32 protein-coding genes are annotated in these 23,216 nt (G+C 62.3%); all 32 read left to right on the top strand.

Annotated features, from left to right (window positions below; translation table 11 throughout):
- Positions 1-53: 53 nt before the first annotated feature.
- The 32 genes from rpoC (at position 54) to rplQ (ending at position 23,092) form a co-directional block, all read left to right on the top strand.
- A complete protein-coding gene (gene rpoC, locus H8F01_RS04905) occupies positions 54-4,268 on the top strand; it encodes a DNA-directed RNA polymerase subunit beta' (RefSeq protein ID WP_187057922.1) in 4,215 nt (1,404 codons plus the stop codon).
- A gap of 179 nt (positions 4,269-4,447) precedes the next feature.
- Positions 4,448-4,822 (top strand): 30S ribosomal protein S12, encoded by a 375-nt coding sequence (rpsL, locus tag H8F01_RS04900; RefSeq protein WP_019464011.1) that lies wholly within the window; start codon positions 4,448-4,450, stop codon positions 4,820-4,822.
- A gap of 16 nt (positions 4,823-4,838) precedes the next feature.
- Positions 4,839-5,306: a 30S ribosomal protein S7 gene (rpsG, locus tag H8F01_RS04895; RefSeq protein ID WP_109126898.1), complete on the top strand. Its 468-nt coding sequence runs from the start codon at positions 4,839-4,841 to the stop codon at positions 5,304-5,306.
- Between the two features lie 33 nt (positions 5,307-5,339).
- Positions 5,340-7,457 (top strand): elongation factor G, encoded by a 2,118-nt coding sequence (gene fusA, locus H8F01_RS04890; protein WP_187057921.1) that lies wholly within the window; start codon positions 5,340-5,342, stop codon positions 7,455-7,457.
- A 47-nt stretch (positions 7,458-7,504) separates the two neighbouring features.
- On the top strand, positions 7,505-8,695 hold the full coding sequence (gene tuf / locus H8F01_RS04885) for an elongation factor Tu (RefSeq protein ID WP_187057920.1): 1,191 nt from the start codon (positions 7,505-7,507) through the stop codon (positions 8,693-8,695).
- Between the two features lie 464 nt (positions 8,696-9,159).
- Positions 9,160-9,471, top strand: coding sequence for a 30S ribosomal protein S10 (gene rpsJ / locus H8F01_RS04880; protein ID WP_014402136.1), 312 nt, complete (start codon positions 9,160-9,162; stop codon positions 9,469-9,471).
- Between the two features lie 20 nt (positions 9,472-9,491).
- Positions 9,492-10,133: a 50S ribosomal protein L3 gene (gene rplC / locus H8F01_RS04875; RefSeq protein ID WP_187057919.1), complete on the top strand. Its 642-nt coding sequence runs from the start codon at positions 9,492-9,494 to the stop codon at positions 10,131-10,133.
- Positions 10,134-10,144: 11 nt separating this feature from the next.
- Positions 10,145-10,747, top strand: a complete 603-nt coding sequence (gene rplD / locus H8F01_RS04870) for a 50S ribosomal protein L4 (RefSeq protein ID WP_187057918.1) — start codon at positions 10,145-10,147, stop codon at positions 10,745-10,747.
- Entirely contained in the window at positions 10,744-11,037 is a 294-nt protein-coding gene (rplW, locus tag H8F01_RS04865; protein ID WP_130619922.1) for a 50S ribosomal protein L23, read from the top strand. Before rplD ends, rplW begins: the two co-directional genes overlap by 4 nt.
- An 18-nt stretch (positions 11,038-11,055) precedes the next feature.
- Positions 11,056-11,877, top strand: coding sequence for a 50S ribosomal protein L2 (rplB, locus tag H8F01_RS04860; protein ID WP_187057917.1), 822 nt, complete (start codon positions 11,056-11,058; stop codon positions 11,875-11,877).
- Positions 11,878-11,889: 12 nt separating this feature from the next.
- Positions 11,890-12,162 (top strand): 30S ribosomal protein S19, encoded by a 273-nt coding sequence (gene rpsS / locus H8F01_RS04855; RefSeq protein WP_187057916.1) that lies wholly within the window; start codon positions 11,890-11,892, stop codon positions 12,160-12,162.
- A complete protein-coding gene (gene rplV, locus H8F01_RS04850) occupies positions 12,162-12,497 on the top strand; it encodes a 50S ribosomal protein L22 (RefSeq protein WP_102303877.1) in 336 nt (111 codons plus the stop codon). Before rpsS ends, rplV begins: the two co-directional genes overlap by 1 nt.
- Positions 12,498-12,510: 13 nt before the next feature.
- On the top strand, positions 12,511-13,260 hold the full coding sequence (rpsC, locus tag H8F01_RS04845; RefSeq protein ID WP_187057915.1) for a 30S ribosomal protein S3: 750 nt from the start codon (positions 12,511-12,513) through the stop codon (positions 13,258-13,260).
- Positions 13,261-13,271: 11 nt separating this feature from the next.
- Positions 13,272-13,685, top strand: coding sequence for a 50S ribosomal protein L16 (rplP, locus tag H8F01_RS04840; RefSeq protein WP_038620428.1), 414 nt, complete (start codon positions 13,272-13,274; stop codon positions 13,683-13,685).
- A 1-nt stretch (position 13,686) separates the two neighbouring features.
- Positions 13,687-13,872: a 50S ribosomal protein L29 gene (rpmC, locus tag H8F01_RS04835; RefSeq protein WP_019464891.1), complete on the top strand. Its 186-nt coding sequence runs from the start codon at positions 13,687-13,689 to the stop codon at positions 13,870-13,872.
- Positions 13,873-13,884: 12 nt separating this feature from the next.
- Positions 13,885-14,145: a 30S ribosomal protein S17 gene (rpsQ, locus tag H8F01_RS04830; protein ID WP_019464890.1), complete on the top strand. Its 261-nt coding sequence runs from the start codon at positions 13,885-13,887 to the stop codon at positions 14,143-14,145.
- 14 nt (positions 14,146-14,159) lie between these two features.
- Complete coding sequence (rplN, locus tag H8F01_RS04825) at positions 14,160-14,528, top strand: 50S ribosomal protein L14 (protein WP_007513359.1); 369 nt, start codon at positions 14,160-14,162, stop codon at positions 14,526-14,528.
- A gap of 14 nt (positions 14,529-14,542) precedes the next feature.
- Positions 14,543-14,857: a 50S ribosomal protein L24 gene (gene rplX, locus H8F01_RS04820; protein WP_019464889.1), complete on the top strand. Its 315-nt coding sequence runs from the start codon at positions 14,543-14,545 to the stop codon at positions 14,855-14,857.
- A gap of 9 nt (positions 14,858-14,866) precedes the next feature.
- Positions 14,867-15,409 carry a 50S ribosomal protein L5 gene (gene rplE, locus H8F01_RS04815; protein ID WP_187057914.1) on the top strand — a complete coding sequence of 181 codons (543 nt, stop codon included), beginning with the start codon at positions 14,867-14,869 and terminating at the stop codon, positions 15,407-15,409.
- A gap of 17 nt (positions 15,410-15,426) precedes the next feature.
- The gene (gene rpsN, locus H8F01_RS04810; protein ID WP_187057913.1) at positions 15,427-15,732 is read left to right on the top strand and encodes a 30S ribosomal protein S14; all 306 of its coding nucleotides are present in this window, start codon (positions 15,427-15,429) and stop codon (positions 15,730-15,732) included.
- 224 nt (positions 15,733-15,956) lie between these two features.
- Complete coding sequence (gene rpsH, locus H8F01_RS04805) at positions 15,957-16,352, top strand: 30S ribosomal protein S8 (RefSeq protein ID WP_187057912.1); 396 nt, start codon at positions 15,957-15,959, stop codon at positions 16,350-16,352.
- A 10-nt stretch (positions 16,353-16,362) separates the two neighbouring features.
- Positions 16,363-16,890: a 50S ribosomal protein L6 gene (gene rplF / locus H8F01_RS04800; RefSeq protein WP_187057911.1), complete on the top strand. Its 528-nt coding sequence runs from the start codon at positions 16,363-16,365 to the stop codon at positions 16,888-16,890.
- Between the two features lie 29 nt (positions 16,891-16,919).
- Entirely contained in the window at positions 16,920-17,273 is a 354-nt protein-coding gene (gene rplR, locus H8F01_RS04795; protein ID WP_187057910.1) for a 50S ribosomal protein L18, read from the top strand.
- A 121-nt stretch (positions 17,274-17,394) separates the two neighbouring features.
- Positions 17,395-17,904, top strand: a complete 510-nt coding sequence (gene rpsE, locus H8F01_RS04790) for a 30S ribosomal protein S5 (protein ID WP_187057909.1) — start codon at positions 17,395-17,397, stop codon at positions 17,902-17,904.
- On the top strand, positions 17,897-18,091 hold the full coding sequence (gene rpmD / locus H8F01_RS04785; protein ID WP_019464882.1) for a 50S ribosomal protein L30: 195 nt from the start codon (positions 17,897-17,899) through the stop codon (positions 18,089-18,091). The genes rpsE and rpmD overlap by 8 nt, the downstream gene beginning before the upstream one ends.
- A complete protein-coding gene (gene rplO / locus H8F01_RS04780) occupies positions 18,091-18,528 on the top strand; it encodes a 50S ribosomal protein L15 (RefSeq protein ID WP_222615753.1) in 438 nt (145 codons plus the stop codon). Before rpmD ends, rplO begins: the two co-directional genes overlap by 1 nt.
- A gap of 4 nt (positions 18,529-18,532) precedes the next feature.
- Positions 18,533-19,858, top strand: coding sequence for a preprotein translocase subunit SecY (gene secY, locus H8F01_RS04775; protein WP_019464880.1), 1,326 nt, complete (start codon positions 18,533-18,535; stop codon positions 19,856-19,858).
- A gap of 138 nt (positions 19,859-19,996) precedes the next feature.
- Positions 19,997-20,353 (top strand): 30S ribosomal protein S13, encoded by a 357-nt coding sequence (gene rpsM, locus H8F01_RS04770; RefSeq protein ID WP_019464879.1) that lies wholly within the window; start codon positions 19,997-19,999, stop codon positions 20,351-20,353.
- Between the two features lie 12 nt (positions 20,354-20,365).
- Positions 20,366-20,752, top strand: a complete 387-nt coding sequence (gene rpsK / locus H8F01_RS04765) for a 30S ribosomal protein S11 (RefSeq protein ID WP_007513384.1) — start codon at positions 20,366-20,368, stop codon at positions 20,750-20,752.
- Positions 20,753-20,763: 11 nt separating this feature from the next.
- A complete protein-coding gene (rpsD, locus tag H8F01_RS04760) occupies positions 20,764-21,390 on the top strand; it encodes a 30S ribosomal protein S4 (protein WP_187057907.1) in 627 nt (208 codons plus the stop codon).
- Positions 21,391-21,406: 16 nt separating this feature from the next.
- The gene (locus H8F01_RS04755; RefSeq protein WP_026033857.1) at positions 21,407-22,405 is read left to right on the top strand and encodes a DNA-directed RNA polymerase subunit alpha; all 999 of its coding nucleotides are present in this window, start codon (positions 21,407-21,409) and stop codon (positions 22,403-22,405) included.
- Between the two features lie 306 nt (positions 22,406-22,711).
- The gene (gene rplQ, locus H8F01_RS04750; protein WP_019464876.1) at positions 22,712-23,092 is read left to right on the top strand and encodes a 50S ribosomal protein L17; all 381 of its coding nucleotides are present in this window, start codon (positions 22,712-22,714) and stop codon (positions 23,090-23,092) included.
- Positions 23,093-23,216: the final 124 nt, after the last annotated feature.

Here is a 23,216-nt window from a genome sequence, read left to right as displayed (position 1 = left end):
CGTTACCTCTGACTGATTCTCCATTCCTTATTCCCGATCTCTCGGAGACATCCATGAAAGACTTGCTCAATCTGTTCAACCAGCAGCGCACGGCGCCTGACTTCGATGCGATCAAGATCGCTCTGGCTTCGCCGGAGCTGATCCGCTCGTGGTCGTACGGCGAAGTGAAGAAGCCGGAAACGATCAACTACCGCACCTTCAAGCCCGAGCGTGACGGCCTGTTCTGCGCCGCCATCTTCGGCCCGGTGAAGGACTACGAGTGCCTGTGCGGCAAGTACAAGCGCATGAAGCACCGCGGCGTGGTGTGCGAAAAGTGCGGCACGGAAGTGACGCTGGCCAAGGTGCGCCGCGAGCGCATGGGCCACATCGAGCTGGCCTCGCCGACCGCGCACATCTGGTTCCTCAAGTCGTTGCCCTCGCGCATCGGCCTGATGCTGGACATGACCCTGCGCGACATCGAGCGCATCCTGTACTTCGAAGCCTTCGTGGTGATCGATCCAGGTCTGACCGCGCTCGAGCGCGGCCAGCTGCTCAGCGAAGACCAGTACCTGGAAGCCGTGGAAGAGCACGGTGACGAGTTCGACGCCCGCATGGGTGCCGAGGCCGTCTACGAGCTGCTCAAGTCCCTGGATCTTCCGGGCGAAGTCGTGCGCCTGAAGGAAGAAATCGCTTCCACCAACTCCGAGACCAAGCTCAAGCGCCTCACCAAGCGCGTGAAGCTGATCGAGGCGTTCCTGGAGTCGGGCAACCGTCCGGAATGGATGGTGCTGACCGTGCTGCCGGTGCTGCCGCCGGACCTGCGTCCGCTGGTTCCGCTGGACGGCGGCCGTTTCGCCACGTCCGACTTGAATGACCTGTATCGCCGCGTCATCAACCGCAACAACCGCCTGCGTCGCCTGCTCGAACTCAATGCGCCCGACATCATCGTGCGCAACGAAAAGCGCATGCTGCAGGAATCGGTCGATGCGCTGCTCGACAACGGCCGCCGCGGCCGTGCCATCACCGGCACGAACAAGCGCGCGCTGAAGTCGCTGGCCGACATGATCAAGGGCAAGCAGGGTCGCTTCCGTCAGAACCTGCTCGGCAAGCGCGTGGACTACTCCGGTCGCTCGGTGATCGTGGTGGGTCCGACCCTGCGCCTGCACCAGTGCGGTCTGCCGAAGAAGATGGCACTTGAGCTGTTCAAGCCCTTCATCTTCGCCAAGCTGCAGGCTCGCGGCGAAGCCACCACCATCAAGGCCGCCAAGAAGCTCGTCGAGCGCGAAGAAGGCCAGGTGTGGGACATCCTCGAAGAGGTGATCCGCGAACATCCGGTCATGCTCAACCGTGCGCCCACGCTGCACCGTCTGGGCATCCAGGCGTTCGAGCCGAAGCTGATCGAAGGCAAGGCCATCCAGCTGCACCCGCTCGTGTGTACGGCGTTCAACGCCGACTTCGACGGTGACCAGATGGCCGTGCACGTGCCGCTCTCCATCGAGGCGCAGCTCGAAGCGCGCGCCCTGATGATGGCGACCAACAACATCCTGTCGCCCGCCAACGGCGAGCCGATCATCGTGCCGACCCAGGACGTGGTGCTGGGCCTGTACTACATGACCCGCGAGCTGGTGAACGCGAAGGGCAACGGCATGGTGTTCTCGGGCATCGGCGAAGTCCGCCGCGCCTACGACAACCGCGCCGTGCAGCTGCACGCCAAGGTCAAGGTCCGCATCAACCAGGTGCAGATCGACGAAGACGGCAACCGCACCGAGAGCACCCAGATCGTCGACACGACCGTGGGTCGCGCGCTGCTGCTCGAAATCATGCCGGAAGGCCTGCCGTTCGCGCTGGCCAACACCGAGCTGACCAAGAAGAACATCTCGCGCCTGATCAACCAGTGCTACCGCCGCCTGGGCCTGAAGGACACCGTGATCTTCGGCGACCAGCTGATGTACACCGGTTTCCGCTTCGCGACGCGTGCCGGTATCTCCATCGGCATCGACGACATGATCATCCCGGATCAGAAGAAGCCGATCCTGGAAGAGGCTGAGAAGGAAGTCGTCGAGATCCAGGAGCAGTACCAGTCGGGTCTTGTGACCGCCGGCGAGCGTTACAACAAGGTCGTCGACATCTGGTCGCGCACCAACGAACTCGTCGCCAAGGCGATGATCGACGGTATCGGTACCGAAAAGGTGACCGATGCCGAAGGCAAGACGGTCAACCAGAAGTCCATGAACTCGCTGTACATCATGGCCGACTCCGGCGCCCGTGGTTCGGTGGCTCAGATTCGTCAGCTGGCCGGTATGCGCGGCCTGATGGCTCGCCCGGACGGCTCGATCATCGAGACGCCCATCAAGGCGAACTTCCGCGAAGGCCTGAACGTTCTGCAGTACTTCAACTCCACCCACGGTGCCCGTAAGGGCCTGGCGGATACGGCGCTGAAGACGGCGAACTCCGGTTACCTGACGCGTCGTCTCGTGGACGTGGCGCAGGACGTGGTGATCACCTCGTTCGACTGCGGTACGGACGAAGGCGTCACCATGCAGCCGATCGTGGAAGGCGGCGACGTGGTCGAGCCGCTGCGCGACCGCGTGCTCGGTCGCGTGGCGCTGGAAGACGTCTACGGCCCGGGCGAAGACAACGAGCCGATCGTCACCCGCGACACCCTGCTGGACGAAGCCCTGGTCGAGAAGCTCGACAAGGCCGGCGTGCAGTCGATCAAGGTGCGCTCGCCCATCACGTGCTCCGCCGATCACGGCGTGTGCGCACTGTGCTACGGCCGCGATCTGGCCCGTGGCCACCTGGTGAACATGGGTGAAGCGGTCGGCGTCGTCGCTGCGCAGTCCATCGGTGAGCCGGGTACCCAGCTGACCATGCGTACGTTCCATATCGGTGGTGCGGCATCCCGTGCTGCTGCCGTGGACAACGTGACGGTGAAGACCACCGGCACGCTGAAGTTCAACAACCTCAAGACCGTGCAGCACTCGCAGGGCCACCTGGTGGCCGTGTCGCGTTCGGGCGAAGTCAGCGTCATCGACGCCAACGGCCGCGAGCGTGAGCGCTACAAGGTGCCTTACGGCGCGACGATTACCGTCAAAGATGGTGATCCGGTCAAGGCCGGCCAGGCCGTGGCCAACTGGGATCCGCATACCCACCCGATCGTGTCGGAAGTGGCCGGTACCGTGCGCTTCATCGACTTCATCGATGGCGTCACCGTGCAGAGCCAGACCGACGACCTGACGGGTCTGGAATCGGCGGTGGTGACCGATCCGAAGCGCCGTGGTACGGCCGCCAAGGACCTGCGCCCGATCGTGCGCCTGGAAGATGCCAAGGGTCGCGAGCTGAAGCTGCCGGGCACCGACGTGCCGGCGCAGTACATGCTCCCGGCCGGCGCCATCGTGTCCATCCAGAACGGTGCCAATGTGGGCGTGGGTGACGTGGTTGCCCGTATCCCGCAGGAAACCTCCAAGACCCGCGACATCACGGGTGGTCTGCCCCGCGTGGCCGACTTGTTCGAAGCCCGCAAGCCGAAGGAACCGGCGATTCTCGCCGAGCGTTCGGGTGTCATCAGCTTCGGCAAGGACACCAAGGGCAAGCAGCGCCTGATCATCAAGGACGTGGACGGCAACGAGCACGAAGAGCTGATTCCCAAGTGGCGTCAGGTCATCGTGTTCGAAGGCGAACACGTGGAGAAGGGCGAAACCGTGGTGGACGGCGAGCCCAGCCCGCACGACATCCTGCGCCTGCTGGGTGTCGAGCCGCTGGCCTCGTACCTGGTCAAGGAAATCCAGGACGTCTACCGTCTGCAGGGCGTGAAGATCAACGACAAGCACATCGAGGCGATCATTCGCCAGATGCTGCGCAAGGTGGAAATCACCGATCCGGGTGAGAGCCACTACCTGCGCGGCGAGCAGGTCGAACGCGTCCGCATCAATGGCGAGAACGAGCGTGCCGTCAAGCGCGGCGAGCGTCCGGCGGAGTATCAGTCGGTGCTGCTCGGTATCACCAAGGCATCGCTGGCCACGGAATCCTTCATCTCGGCAGCCTCCTTCCAGGAGACCACCCGAGTCCTGACGGAAGCTGCGGTCCGCGGCACGCGCGACACCTTGCGTGGCCTGAAGGAAAATGTTATTGTCGGCCGTCTTATTCCGGCAGGTACGGGTCTGGCGTATCACGCATCGCGTCATCGCCAGGGTGGTCTTACCGCCTCGGAGCTCGAAACTCTCTCCGGCTCCGCTTCGTCGGCTTCCTTCGCAGAAGCCACCACCGGTAGCGACATTGGTGTGGAGTAAGCCCTTCACGGGTTCTACTCGCTGACATACGAAAAGAGGCGCAAGGAGTGCGCCTCGTGTTCGGGCCATGGCCGGCAGGGCGTCAGCTTGTCCTTGACAAGCTGCCCATGTTAAATTCCCGCTTCTTGGCAGGCCGAGCCGGTTCGGTCTGCCTTTATGTTTCTCAGGAACTGCTTCAGATGACGACAGTCAACCAGTTGGTTCGCAAATCCCGTAGCCCGAAGACCTACAAGAGTGCTTCGCCGGCTTTGCAGAACAGCCCCCAGCGTCGCGGCGTGTGCACGCGCGTGTACACGACGACCCCGAAGAAGCCGAACTCGGCTCTCCGTAAGGTCGCCAAGGTGCGCCTCACCAATGGCTACGAAGTGATCAGCTACATCGGTGGCGAAGGTCACAACCTGCAGGAGCACTCCGTGGTCCTGATCCGTGGCGGCCGCGTCAAGGATCTCCCGGGCGTGCGTTACCACACCGTGCGCGGCAGCCTCGACTGCGCCGGCGTCACCAAGCGCCGTCAGTCGCGCTCCAAGTACGGCGCCAAGCGCCCGAAGTCCTGATCTTTAGGAATTATCTATGTCGCGTAAAGGTTCCCATCCCGCCCGTGTGATCCTGCCGGATCCCAAGCACGGAAGTCAGCTGATCGCCCGCTTCATCAACATGGTGATGAAGAGCGGCAAGAAGTCGGTCGCCGAAAGCATCGTTTACGGTGCGCTTGCCCACCTGGGTGAGAAGAACGCCGAGCCGGTCCAGCTTGTCGAAAAGGCGCTCAACAACATCGCTCCGGCGGTTGAGGTGAAGTCCCGTCGTGTCGGCGGCGCCACCTACCAGGTGCCGGTCGAAGTGCGTCCGGGCCGCCGTATGGCGCTCGCCATGCGCTGGGCCATCGACTCCGCCCGCAAGCGCGGCGAGACCTCGATGCCGCGCAAGCTGGCCGCCGAGCTGCTCGAGGCTTCGGAAAATCGCGGTGGCGCGATCAAGAAGCGCGAAGAAACGCATCGTATGGCAGAGGCCAACAAGGCCTTCTCGCATTACCGCTGGTAAGCAGTACAGCTAGAACTTTCAGAGGTTAAGACCGTGGCACGCACCACTCCTATCGAGCGCTACCGCAACTTCGGCATCATGGCCCACATCGATGCCGGCAAGACCACCACCACGGAGCGCATCCTGTTCTACACCGGCGTCAGTCATAAGATTGGCGAGGTGCATGACGGTGCAGCGACGATGGACTGGATGGAGCAGGAGCAGGAGCGCGGCATCACCATTACGTCGGCGGCAACGACGGCGTTCTGGAAGGGCATGGATCGTTCCTTGCCCGAGCACCGCTTCAACATCATCGACACCCCGGGACACGTGGACTTCACCATCGAAGTGGAGCGCTCGCTGCGCGTCCTCGACGGCGCGGTGTTCGTGCTCTGTGCCGTGGGTGGTGTGCAGCCGCAGTCTGAAACCGTCTGGCGTCAGGCCAATAAGTACAAGGTGCCGCGCCTCGCGTTCGTCAACAAGATGGACCGCACTGGCGCGAACTTCTACAAGGTGGTCGACCAGCTGAAGGCTCGCCTGGGTGCCAACCCGGTTCCGATGCAGGTGCCGATCGGCGCCGAGGACAACTTCGAGGGCGTGGTCGACCTGCTCAAGATGAAGTCCATCATCTGGGACATGGAATCCCAGGGCATGAAGTTCGAGTACGCCGACATCCCGGCCAACCTGAAGGACAAGGCTGTCGAAGCCCGCTCCTACATGGTGGAGTCGGCTGCCGAAGCGTCCGAAGAGCTGATGAACAAGTACCTGGAAGAGGGCGACCTCACCGAGGAAGAGATCATCGGTGGCCTGCGTGCGCGCACGCTGTCCAGCGAGATCATCCCGGTCTTCTGCGGTACGGCCTTCAAGAACAAGGGCGTTCAGGCGATGCTCGACGCGGTGGTGCAGCTGCTGCCGTCGCCGATCGACCGTCCGCCGGTGTCCGGCGTGGACGACGACGAGAAGGAAGCCACCCGTGCGGCTGACGACTCGGCTCCGTTCTCGGCGCTCGCGTTCAAGATCATGACCGACCCCTTCGTGGGCTCGCTGACGTTCTTCCGTGTCTACTCGGGCACGCTGAACGCCGGTGACCAGGTGTACAACCCGGTCAAGTCCAAGAAGGAGCGTATCGGCCGCATCCTGCAGATGCACGCCAACGAGCGTCAGGAAATCAAGGAAGTCCGCGCCGGCGATATCGCTGCTGCGGTCGGCCTGAAGGACGTGACGACCGGTGACACGCTGTGCTCGCAGGACAACATCATCACTCTGGAGCGCATGACGTTCCCGGAGCCGGTGATCTCGATGGCGGTCGAGCCGAAGACCAAGTCCGACCAGGAAAAGATGGGCATCGCGCTGGGTCGCCTGGCTGCCGAAGATCCGTCCTTCCGAGTGCGTACGGACGAAGAATCCGGCCAGACCATCATCTCGGGCATGGGCGAGCTGCACCTGGACATCCTCGTGGACCGCATGAAGCGCGAGTTCAACGTGGAAGCCAACGTCGGCAAGCCGCAGGTGGCCTACCGCGAAACGATCCGCCTGTCGGACGTGAAGTCGGACTACAAGCACGCCAAGCAGTCGGGCGGTAAGGGTCAGTACGGTCACGTGGTGATCGAGCTGTCGCCGATGACCGAAGAAGAGCGCAAGAGCGATGCCGTTAAGGATGACTTCCTGTTCATCAACGACATCACCGGTGGCGTGATTCCGAAGGAATTCATCCCGTCCGTCGAAAAGGGCCTTCGCGAAACCATCACCAGCGGTCCGCTGGCTGGCTTCCCGGTGGTGAACGTGAAGGTCAAGCTGGTGTTCGGCTCGTACCATGACGTCGACTCGTCGGAAATGGCGTTCAAGCTCGCCGCTTCCATGGCGTTCAAGCAGGGCTTTGCCAAGGCATCGCCGGTTCTGCTCGAGCCCATCATGAAGGTCGAAGTGGTGACGCCGGAAGATTACGTCGGTGACGTCATGGGCGACCTGAGCCGCCGTCGCGGCCTGCTCCAGGGCCAGGACGACACGCCGTCGGGCAAGACCATCAACGCGATGGTCCCGCTGGGTGAGATGTTCGGTTATGCGACGACCATTCGTTCGCTGACCCAGGGTCGCGCCACCTTTACGATGGAGTTCGACCACTACGCTGAAGCGCCGAACAACATCGCTGAGCAGGTCATGAAGAAGGCCTGATAAGGCTTTCTTCCTCCACACTACCGTTCTTTTTAGAGGTTTAAGTCATGGCAAAGGGTAAATTCGAACGCACCAAGCCGCACGTCAACGTCGGCACGATTGGTCACGTGGATCACGGCAAGACGACGCTGACGGCTGCACTGACCAAGGTCGGCGCTGAGCGCTTCGGTGGCGAATTCAAGGCGTATGACGCGATTGACGCGGCGCCGGAAGAAAAGGCCCGTGGTATCACGATTTCGACCGCACACGTCGAATACGAATCGCCGAGCCGCCACTACGCCCACGTGGACTGCCCGGGCCACGCCGACTACGTGAAGAACATGATCACGGGTGCGGCGCAGATGGACGGCGCGATCCTGGTGTGCTCGGCCGCTGACGGCCCGATGCCGCAGACGCGCGAACACATCCTGCTGTCGCGTCAGGTGGGCGTGCCCTACATCGTCGTGTTCCTGAACAAGGCCGACATGGTGGACGACGCCGAGCTGCTCGAGCTGGTCGAAATGGAAGTGCGCGAGCTGCTCTCCAAGTACGACTTCCCGGGCGACGACACCCCGATCATCAAGGGTTCGGCCAAGCTGGCGCTGGAAGGCGACCAGTCGGAAATCGGCGTGCCGGCGATCATCGCCCTCGTTGACGCCCTGGACACCTACATCCCGGAACCGCAGCGTGCGATCGACCAGCCGTTCCTGATGCCGGTGGAAGACGTGTTCTCGATCTCCGGCCGCGGCACCGTGGTGACCGGTCGTATCGAACGCGGCATCATCAAGGTCGGTGACGAAGTCGAAGTGGTCGGCATCCGCCCGACCCAGAAGACCACCGTCACGGGCGTGGAAATGTTCCGCAAGCTGCTGGATCAGGGTCAGGCAGGCGACAACGCCGGTCTGCTGCTCCGCGGCCTGAAGCGTGACGACGTCGAGCGTGGCCAGGTGCTGGCCAAGCCGGGCACGATCACCCCGCACACCGACTTCGAAGCCGAAGTGTACGTGCTGTCGAAGGACGAAGGTGGCCGTCACACCCCGTTCTTCAAGGGCTACCGCCCGCAGTTCTACTTCCGCACGACCGACGTGACCGGCGCGATTGAGCTGCCGGAAGGCGTGGAAATGGTCATGCCGGGCGACAACATCAAGATGGTTGTCACCCTGATCCACCCGATCGCCATGGACCAGGGCCTGCGCTTCGCCATTCGCGAAGGCGGCCGTACCGTCGGCGCCGGCGTGGTGGCCAAGGTCATCAAGTAAGACACGACGGAGCCACCCCTGGTGGCCTCCTGAGAAGAAAACCGGCCTTCGGGCCGGTTTTTTTTTAATAAATTCAGGCGCGAGCAGAATTTAGGGCTTTTCTTTGGGAAGATTTGCAGCTATAGTTGCTGTCTTGCCTGTCGCCTTGCCTTGTGCTTGGCGACCTTACAGCGAAATGAGGCACAGGAAGTGCTTCGAGTTCGCTGGCCTGGATGGCCACTACGCAAGAAAGGGCTTGGACGACAAAGCATGACGCTTTGTTGACCTGGCCGTTTCGCGCGTTTTATACTTTTTCGTCTGGGTGGGCCCGTTTTGGGCCTGCCTAGCCTTTTAAGGTCGTATTTGCCGGGTGACAACCCGTCAATGCGGCCTGTTGTAGTACCGCAGTACCAATGGGTTGTGCGGATGGGTGAGAAGCCCATCCGGTTCACAGAATTTGTTCTTTCGATAACAGGACACGGTTTATGGCGAACCAAAAGATTCGCATCCGGCTCAAGGCGTTCGATCATCGTCTGATCGACCGTTCGGCCAGCGAAATCGTCGAGACGGCCAAGCGCACTGGCGCTACGGTTCTCGGCCCGATTCCGCTCCCGACCAAGATCGAGCGTTACACCATTCTGGTGTCGCCGCACGTCGACAAAGATGCCCGCGACCAGTACGAGACCCGTACGCACAAGCGTGTGCTGGACATCGTCGACCCCAACGACAAGACCGTGGACGCGCTCATGAAGCTTGATCTCGCCGCTGGCGTTGACGTTCAGATCAAGCTCGGTTGAGCGATAAACAGGATACGAAGATGAGTATCGGACTGGTTGGCCGCAAGTGCGGCATGAGCCGACTCTTCACTGAAGACGGACGTTCGATTCCGGTGACCCTGATTGAGGCCACCCCGAATCGCGTCACGCAGCTGAAGACGGAAGATAACGATGGTTACAGCGCTGTGCAGGTCGCAGCCGGCGTCAAGCGCGCCAGCCTGCTGACGCAGCCGCTGAAGGGCCATTACGCGAAGGCGAAGGTCGAGCCGGGTCGTGGTCTCTGGGAATTCCGCGTGACTGCCGAAGATCTCGGCAAGTACAGCGTGGGTGCCGAGATCAAGGCTGACGACGTGTTTCAGGTGGGTCAGATCGTTGACGTCGCCGGCGTGTCGAAGGGTAAGGGCTTCCAGGGTGCTATCAAGCGCCACAACTTCACCATGGGTGACGCTACCCACGGTAACTCGCTGTCGCATCGTGCGCCGGGTTCTATCGGTCAGCGTCAGACCCCGGGTCGCGTGTTCCCGGGCAAGAAGATGGCAGGCCACATGGGTGCGGTGAACCGTACGCAGCAGGGTCTGGAAGTGGTCAAGGTCGACGCCGAGCGTCATCTGATCGCGGTGAAGGGCGCGGTGCCGGGTGCTACCGGTGGCGACGTCGTCATCCGTCCGACGACCAAGGGCTGAGGAGAGACGCCATGGAACTCAATGTTATTGGCGCCAAGCCGCTCAACGTGTCCGACGAAGTGTTCGGCGGTGAGCTCAAGCAGGCCCTGATCCACCAGGTCGTCGTTGCCTATCAGGCCGGCGGTCGTGCAGGTACCCAGTCGCAGCTCACGCGCGGCGAGTTGTCCGGTACCACCAAGAAGTTCAAGAAACAGAAGGGCGGCGGCGCCCGTCACGGTGACTACCGTGCACCGATCTTTGTCGGTGGTGGCCGCGCTTTCGCTGCCAAGCCGCGCAGCTACGAGCAGAAGGTCAACCGCAAGTCGTATCGCGTTGCCATCCGTTCGATCCTTGCCGAGCTGATCCGTCAGGATCGTCTGAAGGTGGTCGAGAGCTTCGGCATCGACACCCCGAAGACCAAGGCGATGGTTGCGAAGCTGGCCGAGCTGCAGGTTTCCGGCCGCGTGCTGCTGGTTTCGGAAGATGCCAACGAGGCAACCTTCCTGGCCGCGCGCAACATCCCGTACATCCACGTCGTTGACGTGCTGGCCCTGAACCCGGTCAGCCTGGTCGGTTCCGACCACATCGTCATGACGGTCGATGCGGTGAAGAAGATCGAGGAGTGGCTCGCATGAGCAACGAACGCATTCTGAACACGCTGCGCGCGCCGCACATCTCGGAAAAGGCTGCTCGCCTGGCCGAGAAGAACCAGTACGTTTTCGTGGTTGCTCCCGAAGCAACCAAGGCCGATGTCCGCGCTGCGGTGGAACAGATGTTCGACGTCAAGGTCGAGCAGGTGAACCTCGTCAACGCCAAGGGCAAGGTCAAGTCTTTCCGTTTCCGCGCTGGCAACCGTCAGGGCAAGCGCAAGGCCTACGTTCGCCTCGCCGATGGTCAGACCATCGACGTGTCGTCCAAGGCCTGAGCCAGGAGTTGAATTGAGATGGCACTGATCACTCATAAGCCGACCTCCCCCGGACGCCGCGACGCAGTCAGCGTTCGCACCGAGGGTCTTCACAAGGGCGCGCCGTACGCGGCGTTGACCGAGTCGAAGTCCAAGAACGGCGGTCGCAACAACAACGGTCGTATCACTGTTCGCCACCAGGGTGGTGGTCACAAGCAGCGTTACCGCATCATCGACTTCAAGCGCGACAAGGAAGGCATTGCCGCCCAGGTCGAGCGCATTGAATACGATCCCAACCGCACCGCGCATATCGCACTGCTGTGCTATGCCGACGGCGAGCGTCGTTACATCATTGCGCCGAAGGGCGTGCAGGCGGGCGACCGTCTTGTGTCGGGCAGCGATGCACCGATCAAGGCTGGCAACAGCCTGCCGCTGCGCGCCATCCCGGTGGGTAGCACCATTCACTGCATCGAGATGCGTCCGGGCAAGGGTGCGCAGATCGCGCGTTCCGCCGGTGCTTCGGTCCAGCTGGTGGCCCGTGAATCCGGTTACGCCACGCTGCGTCTTCGCTCCGGCGAAATGCGCCGCGTGCCGGTCGATTGCCGCGCCACCATCGGTGAAGTGGGCAACGGCGAGCACAGCCTGAAGAAGCTCGGCAAGGCCGGCGCCAAGCGCTGGCTGGGTATTCGCCCGACCGTTCGCGGTGTGGTGATGAACCCGGTCGACCATCCGCACGGCGGTGGTGAGGGCAAGACCTCTGGCGGTCGTCACCCGGTTTCTCCGTGGGGTACGCCGGCCAAGGGCTACAAGACGCGCTCCAACAAGCGCACCCAGCAGTTCATCGTGCGTCGTCGCAAGTAACAGGAAACGATTATGCCGCGCTCTTTAAAGAAAGGTCCGTTCGTTGACCTGCACCTTATCAAGAAGGTGGAAGCCGCCGTTTCCGCCAACAACAAGCGTCCGCTCAAGACCTGGTCGCGTCGCTCGATGATCCTCCCGGAGATGGTTGGCCTGACCATCGCCATCCACAACGGCCGTCAGCATGTCCCTGTGCTGGTCAACGAGAACATGGTCGGGCACAAGCTCGGCGAGTTCGCGACGACCCGCACCTTCAAGGGCCATGGCGGCGACAAGAAGGGCAAGTGATGAGCACTGAAGCCAAAGCGATCCTGCGTAGCGCCCGCATTTCGGCGCAGAAGGCACGCCTGGTAGCTGACCTGGTCCGCGGTTTGCCCGTGGGCCGTGCCAGCGACGTGCTCCAGTTCACCAACAAGAAGGCCGCAGCCATTGTCCGCAAGGTGCTGCTGTCGGCCGTCGCCAACGCCGAGAACAACCTCGGTGCTGACGTCGACGAGCTGAAGGTCTCGCGCATCTTCGTGGACGAAGGTCCGGCGATGAAGCGCATGTATGCCCGCGCCAAGGGTCGCGGTTCCCGCATCCTGAAGCGCACGAGCCACATCACTGTGGTCGTTGGCAACTAAGAGGACATAGACGATGGGTCATAAAGTTCATCCCACCGGTATCCGCCTCGGCATTGCCAAGGACTGGAACTCGAAGTGGTACGCCAACAAGGGCGAATACGCCCAGTACCTCGCGGCCGACCTGAAGGTCCGTGAGATGCTGCGCAAGAAGCTGGCCCAGGCCGGCATCTCCAAGATCCTCATCGAGCGTCCGGCCAAGACCGCACGCGTGACGATTCACACCGCCCGTCCGGGCGTGGTGATCGGCAAGAAGGGTGAGGATATCGAGAAGCTGCGCAAGGAAGTCAGCGACATGATGGGCGTTCCGGCGCACATCAACGTCAGCGAAGTGCGCAAGCCCGAGATCGATGCACAGCTGGTTGCCGAGTCCATCGCGCAGCAGCTGGAGCGTCGCATCATGTTCCGCCGCGCCATGAAGCGCTCGGTCGGCAACGCGATGCGCCTCGGCGCCCTGGGTATCAAGATCAATGTCTCTGGCCGTCTGAACGGCGCTGAGATTGCTCGTTCCGAATGGGCCCGTGAAGGTCGCGTGCCGCTGCATACGCTGCGCGCCGACATTGACTACGGCACCGCCGAGGCTCATACGACCTACGGCGTCATCGGCATCAAGGTGTGGATCTACAAGGGCGAGATCTTCGATCTGTCCCAGATCAACCAGGAGTCGAAGGAAGAGCAGTCCCAGCCGCGCCGTGAGGGTGGTGAGGGTCGTCGTGAATCGCGTCGCGAGGGCGGTGAAGGCCGTCGCGAGCGGACGGCGAAGTAAGGAGAGTTGCCATGCTGCAACCCAAGCGAACCAAATTCCGTAAGCAGTTCAAGGGCCGTAACGACGGTCTGGCTTTCTCCTCGAACCTCGTCAGCTTTGGCGAGTTCGGTCTGAAGGCCACGACGTTCGGCGCACTGACCGCTCGTCAGATCGAAGCCGGTCGTCGCTGCATCACCCGCTTCGTGAAGCGTGGTGGCAAGCTGTGGATCCGCGTGTACCCGGACAAGCCCATTACCAAGAAGCCCATCGAAGTCCGAATGGGTGCCGGTAAGGGTGGCGTCGAATACTGGGTCGCTCCGATCCAGCCGGGCCGCATGCTCTATGAAATCGAGGGTATCGACGAGGCAACCGCACGCGAGGCTTTCCGCCTGGCTGCTGCCAAGCTCTCGGTCCAGACCCAATTCGTGACCCGGGCGGTGATGTGATATGGCCATCAAAGATCTGACCAACAAGACGGCCGAAGAGCTGAATAAGCACCTGCTGGACCTGCGCAAGGAGCAGTTCAATCTGCGCATGCAGAAGGGTACCGGCCAGCTCAACCAGCCGCACCAGCTGCGCCGAGTTCGGCGCGACATCGCCCGCACGAAGTTCGTGCTCGGCGGAAAGAAGTAAGGGACGGCCGATATGAGCGACAACCAGAAGCAGACGCGCACCCTCGAGGGCCGCGTCATCAGCAACAAGATGGACAAGACCGTGACGGTCCTGATCGAACGCCAGGAACAGCATCCGCTGATCGGCAAGATCATCCGCCGCTCGACCAAGCTTCACGCGCAGGACGACCTGGGCGCGAACGAGGGTGACGTGGTCCGCATCGCGGAGTGCCGTCCTCTGTCCAAGACCAAGCATCACCGCGTGGTCGAAATCATCACGCGCGCTAACGTCTAAGGGAGGGTGCAGACATGATCCAGATGCAAAGCACGCTTTCCGCGGCCGACAACAGCGGTGCCAAGGAACTGATGTGCATCAAGGTGCTCGGCGGCTCCAAGCGCCGTTACGCCGCGATCGGTGACGTGATCAAGGTCACCGTGAAGGATGCCATCCCCCGCGGCAAGGTGAAGAAGGGTGAGGTGTACAACGCCGTGGTGGTTCGTACCGCCAAGGGTGTGCGCCGTCCCGATGGCTCGCTGATCCGTTTCGACGGCAACGCAGCGGTCCTCCTCAACAACAAGCTCGAGCCGATCGGCACCCGTATCTTCGGACCGGTCACTCGCGAGCTGCGCAGCGAGAAGTTCATGAAGATCGTCTCCCTCGCGCCCGAAGTGCTCTGAGCGGAGTCCAGACCATGAACCGTATCCGCAAGGGTGATCAGGTCCTCGTGATCACCGGCAAGAACAAGGGTCAGCGCGGCGACGTGCTGCGCGTTGATGGCGACCGCGTGTTCGTCTCCAACGTGAACCTGGTCAAGCGTCACACCAAGCCGAACCCCCAGGCCAACCAGGCTGGCGGCATCGTCGAGCGTGAAGCTTCGATCCACATCTCCAACGTCCAGCTGTTCAACTCCGCCACGGGCAAGGGTGAACGCGTTGGCGCCAAGACGCTCTCTGATGGGCGTAAGGTGCGCGTGTTCAAGTCCAACGGCGAAGTAGTGGACGCGTAAGGAATCCATATGACGACGCGTCTCGAAACGTTTTACAAAGACCAGGTCATCAAGAAGCTCACCGAGCGCTTTGGTTACCAGAACGTGATGCAGGTTCCCCGCATCACGAAGATCACGCTGAACATGGGCGTGGGCGAAGCGGCCGGCAACAAGAAGGTTCTTGAGAACGCCGTGGCTGACATGGCCAAGATCTCTGGCCAGAAGCCGATCCAGACCAAGGCCCGCGTGTCGGTTGCCTCGTTCAAGATCCGCGACGGCTGGCCGATCGGTTGCAAGGTCACCCTGCGCCGTGCCCAGATGTGGGAATTCCTCGATCGCCTGATCAACATCTCGCTGCCGCGTACGCGCGACTTCCGTGGTGTCTCGGGTCGTGCCTTCGATGGCCGTGGTAACTACAACTTCGGCATCAAGGAACAGATCATCTTCCCGGAAATCGACTTCGACGCCGTCGACGCGATGCGTGGTATGGATATCTCCATCACCACCACCGCCAAGAGCGACGAAGAAGCCAAGGCGCTGCTGGAAGCCTTCAGCTTCCCGTTCCGCAACTAAGAGCCGCGAGAGAAATCATGGCAAAGACCTCGATGATCAACCGCGATCTCAAGCGGACCAAGCTCGCCAAGAAGTACGCCGCCAAGCGCGCCGAACTGAAGGCGATCGTGCTGAGCCCCACCGCCTCCTACGAGGAGAAGATGGACGCTCAGGCCAAGCTGCAGAAGCAGCCGCGTGACGCCAGCCCGGCCCGCCAGCGTACCCGCTGCGCCCTGACCGGTCGTCCGCGCGCCGTGTACCAGAAGTTCGGCCTCGGCCGTAACAAGCTGCGCGAAGCCACCATGCGTGGCGACGTTCCTGGCCTGCGCAAGGCCAGCTGGTAAGACCCCAAACTGGGCGGGGCAGGGCGCAAACCCTGTCCCGTTCCGATGCGGCGGCAGGCCTTGGCCTGCCGCCGTTGGCGCGATTACGCGCCGTTATTCGCATAATCGGAAAAATGCTGCTATAGTCGTTGGTCTGCGTACCCGCAGGCTGGCTCTATGCCGGCATACAACTCAAAACAGATTTCCGGTTTTTCGGATATCGGTGCACTCTGAAGGATGTTTTCATGAGCATGACTGATCCCATCGCCGATCTGTTTACGCGCATCCGCAATGCCCAGCTCACGGGCAAGCAGACCGTAAACATGCCGTCGTCGAAGCTGAAGGTGGCCATTGCCAACCTTCTTAAGAATGAGGGCTACATCCTCGACGCCAAGGCCTCCACTGCGGAAGGCAAGCCGGTGCTCGAGATCAAGCTCAAGTATTTCGAAGGCCGTCCGGCCATCGAAACCATTACCCGTGTCAGCCGCTCCGGTCTCCGCGTCTACCGCGGCAAGGACGAGCTGCCGAAGGTCCTGGGTGGCCTGGGTATCTCGATCATCTCGACTTCCGCCGGTTTGCTGACCGACGCGCAGGCCCGTTCGAAGGGTCTGGGCGGCGAAGTCATCGGCCAGGTCGCATAAGGAGTCGACGATGTCCCGCGTTGCCAAACAGCCGATTACCCTGCCGAAGGGCGTTGAGATCTCCTCGACCGCCAATGGCATCTCCGTCAAGGGCCCCAAGGGCACCCTGACGACCCACGCCCTGCCGGGCGCATCCGTCTCCGTTGACAATGGCGTGGCGAACATCGCCGTGGCCGAAGGCGCGGACGACAAGTTCGGTGGCACCCTGCGTGCGCTGCTGGCCAATATGGTCAAGGGCGTTTCCGACGGTTTTGAGCGCAAGCTCGAGCTGGTCGGCGTGGGCTACCGTGCTTCGATGGCCGGCAAGTCGCTGAACATCGCTCTGGGCTTCTCGCATCCGGTCGTGTTCGACGCTCCGGAAGGCATCACCATCGAAACCCCGACGCAGACCGAAATCCTCATCAAGGGTTCGGACAAGCAGCGCGTGGGTGAAGTGGCAGCCAAGATCCGTGGCTTCCGTCCGCCGGAACCCTATAAGGGCAAGGGCGTGCGCTACTCCGGCGAGAAGATCACCCTGAAGGAAGCCAAGAAGGCCTAATCGCCTATCCGCTTCCTGGAGAGAACACGATGAACAAGAACGAATCCCGCCTGCGTCGCGCCAAGTCCACCCGCGCCCACATCCGCAAGCTCGCCGTGGCCCGTCTGTCGGTGCATCGCACCGGTCAGCACCTGTACGCACAGGTGTTCGCGGCCGATGGCCTGAGCGTGGTGGCTGCTGCCTCCACCGTGCAGAAGTCGGTTGCCGAAGGCCTGAAGGGCACGAAGAACCTGACCGCTGCTGCTGCCGTGGGCAAGGCCGTGGCCGAGCGTGCGCTGGCTGCCGGTATCGAGTCCGTGGCGTTCGATCGCTCGGGCTTCCGCTACCACGGTCGCATCAAGGCTCTGGCCGATGCGGCTCGCGAAGCCGGCCTGAAGTTCTAAGCCGGCCCGGTTTCAGGTGCCGGTCTCGGCCGGCACTTGAACCCACCAGTAGTACCTACAACTCCAAGCGGCAATAGCCGCAAGCAAAAGTCCCGGCTAGCCGGGCATACGGAAAAAGAACATGTCTTCTACCGATCGCGAAAATTCAGACGGCCTGCTCGAGAAGCTGATTGCCGTCAACCGCGTGGCCAAGACCGTGAAGGGTGGCCGCCAGATGAGCTTCACCGCGCTGACCGTGGTCGGCGACGGCGAAGGCCGCGTGGGCTTCGGCTATGGCAAGGCGCGTGAAGTGCCGGTTGCCATCTCCAAGGCCATGGACCGCGCCCGCCGCAACATGGTGAACATCGACCTGAACAACGGCACCCTGTGGTACGCCATCAAGGCCAACCACGGCGCCGCCCGCGTGTTCATGCAGCCGGCTTCCGAAGGTACCGGCGTCATTGCCGGCGGTGCCATGCGCGCCGTGCTGGAAGTGGTGGGCGTGAAGAACGTGCTGGCCAAGGCCGTCGGTTCGCGTAACCCGATCAACCTGGTTCGCGCGACCATCAAGGGCCTGCAGGCCGTTGCCTCGCCGAAGCAGATCGCTGCCAAGCGCGGCAAGACGATTGAAGAGGTGCTGGGCAATGGCTAAGAACGAAACCGCCGCCACCGTGCGCGTGCGCCTGGTCAAGGGCCTGCGCGGTGTGCAGAGCCGTCATCGCCTGAGCGTCAAGGCGCTCGGCCTGAACAAGCTCAACGACGTCCGTGAACTGAAGGACAGCCCGCAGGTTCGCGGTCTGATCAACACGGTCTATTACCTCGTGCGGGTTGAGGAGTAATCACCATGCGTCTTAACGACATCAAGCCGGCCGCCGGTTCCCGCAAGACCCGCCTTCGCGTCGGTCGCGGTATCGGTTCGGGCCTGGGCAAGACCGCCGGTCGCGGTCACAAGGGTCAGCACGCTCGCGCGGGCGGCACCCACAAGTACGGTTTCGAAGGCGGTCAGATGCCGCTGCAGCGTCGCCTGCCGAAGGTTGGCTTCCGCTCGCTGAAGAAGAAAGAAAGCCAGGAAGTGTTCCTGTACGAGATCGCCGCCCTCAAGGCTGACGTGATCGACGCGATCGTCCTGCATCAGGCCGGTCTCATCGACAGCCATGCCAAGAAGGTCAAGGTTGTCCTCAAGGGCGAAATCGGCCGCGCCGTGAAGCTGTCGGGCGTGCTGGCTACGGCCGGCGCCAAGGCAGCGATCGAAGCTGCCGGCGGCAGCGTGGAGTAATCACGTGGCGGCAGCCCAGGGCACATCGCTCGGATCGCTCGGCAAGCTGACGGAACTGCGTCAGCGCATCTTCTTCGTGATTGGTGCGCTGATCGTCTTCCGCCTTGGTTCCTTCATCCCGGTTCCGGGCGTCAACCCGGAAGCCATGACGAACCTGATCGAGCAGGGCGGCGGCCTGATGAACATGTTCAACATGTTCTCGGGTGGCTCGCTGGCACGCTTCTCGGTGTTCGCGCTCGGCGTGGTGCCCTACATCTCTGCATCCATCGTGGTGCAGATGATGGGTTCGGTCATCCCGAGTCTGCAGGCGCTGCGCAAGGAAGGTGAGGCTGGTCGTCGCAAGATGACCACCTACACCCGCTTCGGCACGGTGGGTCTGGCGGCATTCCAGGCGTTCGGCATCGCGGTGGCCCTGCAGAAGCAGGTGGCATCGGGTGGCGCGCCGGTGGTGTATACGCCGGGCATGGGCTTCATCCTGGCGTCGATCGTCGGCCTTACCGCCGGCACGATGTTCCTGATGTGGCTGGGTGAGCAGATCACCGAGCGCGGTATCGGCAACGGTATCTCGCTGCTGATCTTCGCCGGTATCGTGGCTGGTCTGCCGGGTGCGGTTGCGCACACGCTGACCATGGCCAGCAACGGCGAGCTCTCCGTGATCCGGATGATCATGGTGGTGGGTCTGATCCTCGCGGTGACGGCATTCGTGGTGTTCATGGAGCGCGCCCAGCGGCGCATTACCGTGAACTACGCCCGTCGCTCCGGTGGCCAGCGCGCCTACATGAACCAGACGTCGCACCTGCCGCTGAAGATCAACATGTCGGGCGTGATCCCGCCGATCTTCGCGTCGAGCCTGCTGATGTTCCCGGCCACCGCGGCCACCTGGTTCGGCCAGGGTCACCAGTCCCGCTGGTTGACCGAGCTGACCCAGGCACTGACCCCGGGTGAGCCGCTGTACGACATCGTCTTCGCGGTGCTGGTGATCACTTTCGCCTTCTTCTACACGGCGATTGTGTTCAACTCCCAGGAGACGGCGGACAACCTGAAGCGCTCCGGCGCGTTGATTCCGGGTATCCGTCCCGGCCGCTCGACGGCCGATTACATCGATAACGTGATGACCCGTCTGACCGGTGTCGGCGCCCTCTACCTGGTGCTGGTCTGTCTGGTTCCCTCGTTTATGCAAAAGGCGTGGCACGTCCCCTTCTACTTCGGTGGCACCTCTCTGCTCATCGTGGTCGTTGTGGTGATGGATTTCACTGCTCAGGTGCAGGCGCACTTGGTCAGTCACCAGTACGAAAGCCTGCTCAAGAAGGCCAACCTCCGCCGCAACTGATTGGCTGCTGGGGTGGTGGGAAGTTGGTCTGGATTGGAGGGCGGCGGCACCCCTGGTGCCGCAGGGCTTTCCTGTTGGGTTCTTTACAGTTAGAATTGCGCGTTTACCGCGCACGAAACGCATCGGAGAAAGTACATCATGGCGCGCATCGCGGGTGTCAATTTGCCGGTCCAGAAGCATGTCTGGGTTGGCCTGCAGAGCATTTACGGGATCGGCCGCAGCCGGGCCAAGAAGGTCTGCGCGGACGCAGGCGTGGTTCCCACCACGCAGATCAAGTCCCTGAGTGAAGGCGAAGTCGAAAAGCTTCGTCACGAAATCGGTAAGTACGTCGTCGAAGGCGATCTGCGTCGCGAGGTGGGTATTGCCATCAAGCGTCTGATGGATCTGGGTTGCTACCGCGGTCTGCGTCATCGCCGTGGCCTGCCGGTGCGCGGCCAGCGCACGCGTACCAATGCACGCACCCGTAAGGGTCCGCGTCGCGCCATCAAGAAGTAACGGATTCCGAACATGGCTAAGCCTGTCAAGACCAAGAAGAAGATCAAGCGCGTTGTCACGGATGCCGTGGCACACGTGCAGGCCTCCTTCAACAACACCATCGTCACGATCACTGATCGCCAGGGCAACGCCCTGTCGTGGGCGACTGCCGGCGGCGCGGGTTTCCGCGGTTCGCGCAAGTCGACCCCGTTCGCTGCCCAGGTTGCCGCCGAAAAGGCTGGCCGCGCTGCAGGCGATTACGGCGTGAAGACCGTGGAAGTCCGCATCAAGGGCCCGGGTCCGGGTCGTGAATCGGCCGTGCGTTCGCTGAACGCCCTCGGTTACAAGGTTCTCAACATCATCGACGTCACGCCGATTCCGCATAACGGCTGCCGTCCCCCGAAGAAGCGTCGAGTCTAAGGAGCACACCCATGGCCCGTTATCGTGGAGCTACCTGCAAACTCGCCCGCCGCGAGGGTGCAGATCTGAGTCTGAAGAGCCCGGCGCGCGCGCTGGACTCCAAGTGCAAGCTGGAAAACAAGCCCGGCCAGCATGGCGCCAACAAGCGCATGCGTATGTCGGACTACGCGCTGCAGCTGCGTGAAAAGCAGAAGGTCAAGCGCATCTATGGTGTGCTCGAGCGCCAGTTCAGCAACTACTACGCCAAGGCGTCGACCCTCAAGGGCAACACCGGCGAAAACCTGCTGCGCCTGCTCGAAAGCCGTCTGGACAACGTCGTTTACCGCATGGGTTTCGCGGTTACCCGCGCCCAGGCCCGTCAGCTGGTCGGCCACAAGGCCGTGCTGGTCAACGGCAAGAAGGTGAACATCCCGTCGTACCAGGTTCGTGCGGGTGACATCGTTGCCCTGACCGAGCGCGCCCGCACCCAGCTGCGCGTGCAGGAAGCGGCGACCGTGTTCGATACCATGGACCTGCGTCCGCAGTGGGTCGAAGTGGACAGCAAGAAGTTCGAAGGTACGTTCAAGTCGATGCCGGACCGCGGCGATCTGCCGACCGACATCAATGAGAGCCTGATCGTCGAGCTCTACTCGAAGTAATCAACCGGAGCCCTGCATGGCAGTTTCGTCAACTAGCGTGCTGCGGCCTCGCGGCCTCAGCGTCGAGCAGCTCGGTGCCAACCGCGCCAAGGTGGTAGTGGAGCCGCTCGAGCGTGGTTTCGGCCACACCCTGGGCAACGCGCTGCGTCGCGTGCTGCTCTCCTCGATCCCTGGCTCTGCCATCGTCGAGGTGGAAATTGATGGCGTGCTGCACGAATACACCACGCTGGAAGGTCTGCAGGAGGACGTGATCGAAGTCCTGCTGAACCTCAAGGACGTGGCGATTCGCCAGCACTCGGGTGACGAAGTCACCCTGACCCTGTCCAAGAAGGGCAAGGGTGTGGTCACCGCCGGCGATATCGCCGTCGATCACTCGGTGGAAATCATCAACCCCGAGCATGTGATCTGCCACCTGACCAAGGACATCGCACTCAACATGCGCCTGAAGGTGCGTCGCGGCGTCGGCTACCAGCCGGCCAGCGCGCGCCAGCACCCGGACGACGAAGCTCGTCCGATCGGTCGCCTGCAGCTCGACGCGTCTTTCGCGCCGGTCCTGCGCGTGGCCTACGAAGTGGACGCTGCCCGTGTGGAACAGCGCACCAACCTCGACAAGCTGGTGCTGGACATCGAAACCAACGGCACCATCGGTGCGGAAGACGCGGTTCGCAAGGCCGCTGAAATCCTCAACGACCAGCTGTCGGTGTTCGGTGACTTCTCGCGTCGCGAGAGTGCGACCGACAAGGCGGAGAAGGGCGGGTTCGATCCGCTGCTGCTCCGTCCGATCGACGACCTGGAGCTCACCGTGCGTTCGGCTAACTGCCTGAAGGCCGAGAGCATCTACTACATCGGCGACCTGGTGCAGAAGACGGAAGTCGAACTGCTCAAGACGCCGAACCTCGGCAAGAAGTCCCTGACCGAAATCAAGGACGTGCTGGGTGGTCGTGGTCTTGCCCTGGGCATGAAGCTTGAAAACTGGCCGCCGCCGGGCTTGTCGCACGGTATGCAGCTGGGCTGATGGTTTGGGCGGCCGTTCGCGGTCGCCAGCGGTACCGACACACTGGCGGGCGTACCCCGGTACGCTCGCCAGCTGTCAAAAGCGGCCTTCGGGCCGCGCGATGTTTCGGGCGACCGCCTTTGGTCGCTCGGTATTGGCGGTCTGACGAGTGTTGATCCCTCGGATTTTGCAGACGCCTTCAACGGCCAGCCTGGCCGTCTTGCTCAATAAGAGCCCGTATTACGAAGGGCTTCACCAGCGGGTAACCGCGGGAAGTCGGACATAACCGCCGACTTTTCATAACAACAGACATAGAGAGTAATTGCCATGCGCCACCAGAAATCCGGTCGCAAGCTCAACCGCACGAGCAGCCACCGCGAAGCGATGTTCAAGAACATGGCTTCGTCGCTGTTCAAGCACGAGCTGATCCGCACCACCCTGCCCAAGGCCAAGGAACTCCGTCGCGTCGCCGAGCCGCTCATCACGCTCGCCAAGACCGATGGCGTCGCCAACCGTCGTCTCGCCTTTGCACGTCTGCGTGACAAGGAAGCCGTGGGCAAGCTGTTCATCGAGCTGGGCCCCCGCTACCGCGAGCGTCCCGGCGGCTACCTGCGTATCCTCAAGGCTGGTTTCCGTCCGGGCGACAACGCTCCGATGGCCTACGTTGAGCTGGTCGATCGTCCGAAGACCGACGCAGCCGCCGAGTAATCGGTAGCCTATGTGTTTTGCGAAACCCCGGCCGGGCAACCTGCCGGGGTTTTTGCTTTTCAGGGCCTGACCGAAGGGAAACCCCGGTGATCCGGCAGGGCTGACAGGGGCAGGGCAAGCGGGT

Source organism: Dyella telluris (genome assembly GCF_014297575.1).
Lineage (GTDB): Bacteria > Pseudomonadota > Gammaproteobacteria > Xanthomonadales > Rhodanobacteraceae > Dyella > Dyella telluris.
This window is presented reverse-complemented; position numbering and strand designations above follow the sequence as displayed.

Coding starts and splice junctions, on each gene's coding strand:
- rplQ (WP_019464876.1), top strand. CDS start 22,712: ATGCGCCACCAGAAATCCGGTCGCAAGCTCAACCGCACGAGCAGCCAC.
- rpsL (WP_019464011.1), top strand. CDS start 4,448: ATGACGACAGTCAACCAGTTGGTTCGCAAATCCCGTAGCCCGAAGACC.
- rpsM (WP_019464879.1), top strand. CDS start 19,997: ATGGCGCGCATCGCGGGTGTCAATTTGCCGGTCCAGAAGCATGTCTGG.
- rpsG (WP_109126898.1), top strand. CDS start 4,839: ATGTCGCGTAAAGGTTCCCATCCCGCCCGTGTGATCCTGCCGGATCCC.
- rpmC (WP_019464891.1), top strand. CDS start 13,687: ATGGCCATCAAAGATCTGACCAACAAGACGGCCGAAGAGCTGAATAAG.
- rpsK (WP_007513384.1), top strand. CDS start 20,366: ATGGCTAAGCCTGTCAAGACCAAGAAGAAGATCAAGCGCGTTGTCACG.
- rpsE (WP_187057909.1), top strand. CDS start 17,395: ATGTCTTCTACCGATCGCGAAAATTCAGACGGCCTGCTCGAGAAGCTG.
- rpsC (WP_187057915.1), top strand. CDS start 12,511: ATGGGTCATAAAGTTCATCCCACCGGTATCCGCCTCGGCATTGCCAAG.
- rpsQ (WP_019464890.1), top strand. CDS start 13,885: ATGAGCGACAACCAGAAGCAGACGCGCACCCTCGAGGGCCGCGTCATC.
- rpsD (WP_187057907.1), top strand. CDS start 20,764: ATGGCCCGTTATCGTGGAGCTACCTGCAAACTCGCCCGCCGCGAGGGT.
- rplE (WP_187057914.1), top strand. CDS start 14,867: ATGACGACGCGTCTCGAAACGTTTTACAAAGACCAGGTCATCAAGAAG.
- rplD (WP_187057918.1), top strand. CDS start 10,145: ATGGAACTCAATGTTATTGGCGCCAAGCCGCTCAACGTGTCCGACGAA.
- tuf (WP_187057920.1), top strand. CDS start 7,505: ATGGCAAAGGGTAAATTCGAACGCACCAAGCCGCACGTCAACGTCGGC.
- rpsJ (WP_014402136.1), top strand. CDS start 9,160: ATGGCGAACCAAAAGATTCGCATCCGGCTCAAGGCGTTCGATCATCGT.
- rplV (WP_102303877.1), top strand. CDS start 12,162: ATGAGCACTGAAGCCAAAGCGATCCTGCGTAGCGCCCGCATTTCGGCG.
- rplC (WP_187057919.1), top strand. CDS start 9,492: ATGAGTATCGGACTGGTTGGCCGCAAGTGCGGCATGAGCCGACTCTTC.
- rpoC (WP_187057922.1), top strand. CDS start 54: ATGAAAGACTTGCTCAATCTGTTCAACCAGCAGCGCACGGCGCCTGAC.
- rpsH (WP_187057912.1), top strand. CDS start 15,957: ATGAGCATGACTGATCCCATCGCCGATCTGTTTACGCGCATCCGCAAT.
- rpsS (WP_187057916.1), top strand. CDS start 11,890: ATGCCGCGCTCTTTAAAGAAAGGTCCGTTCGTTGACCTGCACCTTATC.
- rplR (WP_187057910.1), top strand. CDS start 16,920: ATGAACAAGAACGAATCCCGCCTGCGTCGCGCCAAGTCCACCCGCGCC.
- rplF (WP_187057911.1), top strand. CDS start 16,363: ATGTCCCGCGTTGCCAAACAGCCGATTACCCTGCCGAAGGGCGTTGAG.
- rpsN (WP_187057913.1), top strand. CDS start 15,427: ATGGCAAAGACCTCGATGATCAACCGCGATCTCAAGCGGACCAAGCTC.
- rplP (WP_038620428.1), top strand. CDS start 13,272: ATGCTGCAACCCAAGCGAACCAAATTCCGTAAGCAGTTCAAGGGCCGT.
- rplB (WP_187057917.1), top strand. CDS start 11,056: ATGGCACTGATCACTCATAAGCCGACCTCCCCCGGACGCCGCGACGCA.
- rplX (WP_019464889.1), top strand. CDS start 14,543: ATGAACCGTATCCGCAAGGGTGATCAGGTCCTCGTGATCACCGGCAAG.
- rplW (WP_130619922.1), top strand. CDS start 10,744: ATGAGCAACGAACGCATTCTGAACACGCTGCGCGCGCCGCACATCTCG.
- H8F01_RS04755 (WP_026033857.1), top strand. CDS start 21,407: ATGGCAGTTTCGTCAACTAGCGTGCTGCGGCCTCGCGGCCTCAGCGTC.
- rplN (WP_007513359.1), top strand. CDS start 14,160: ATGATCCAGATGCAAAGCACGCTTTCCGCGGCCGACAACAGCGGTGCC.
- rpmD (WP_019464882.1), top strand. CDS start 17,897: ATGGCTAAGAACGAAACCGCCGCCACCGTGCGCGTGCGCCTGGTCAAG.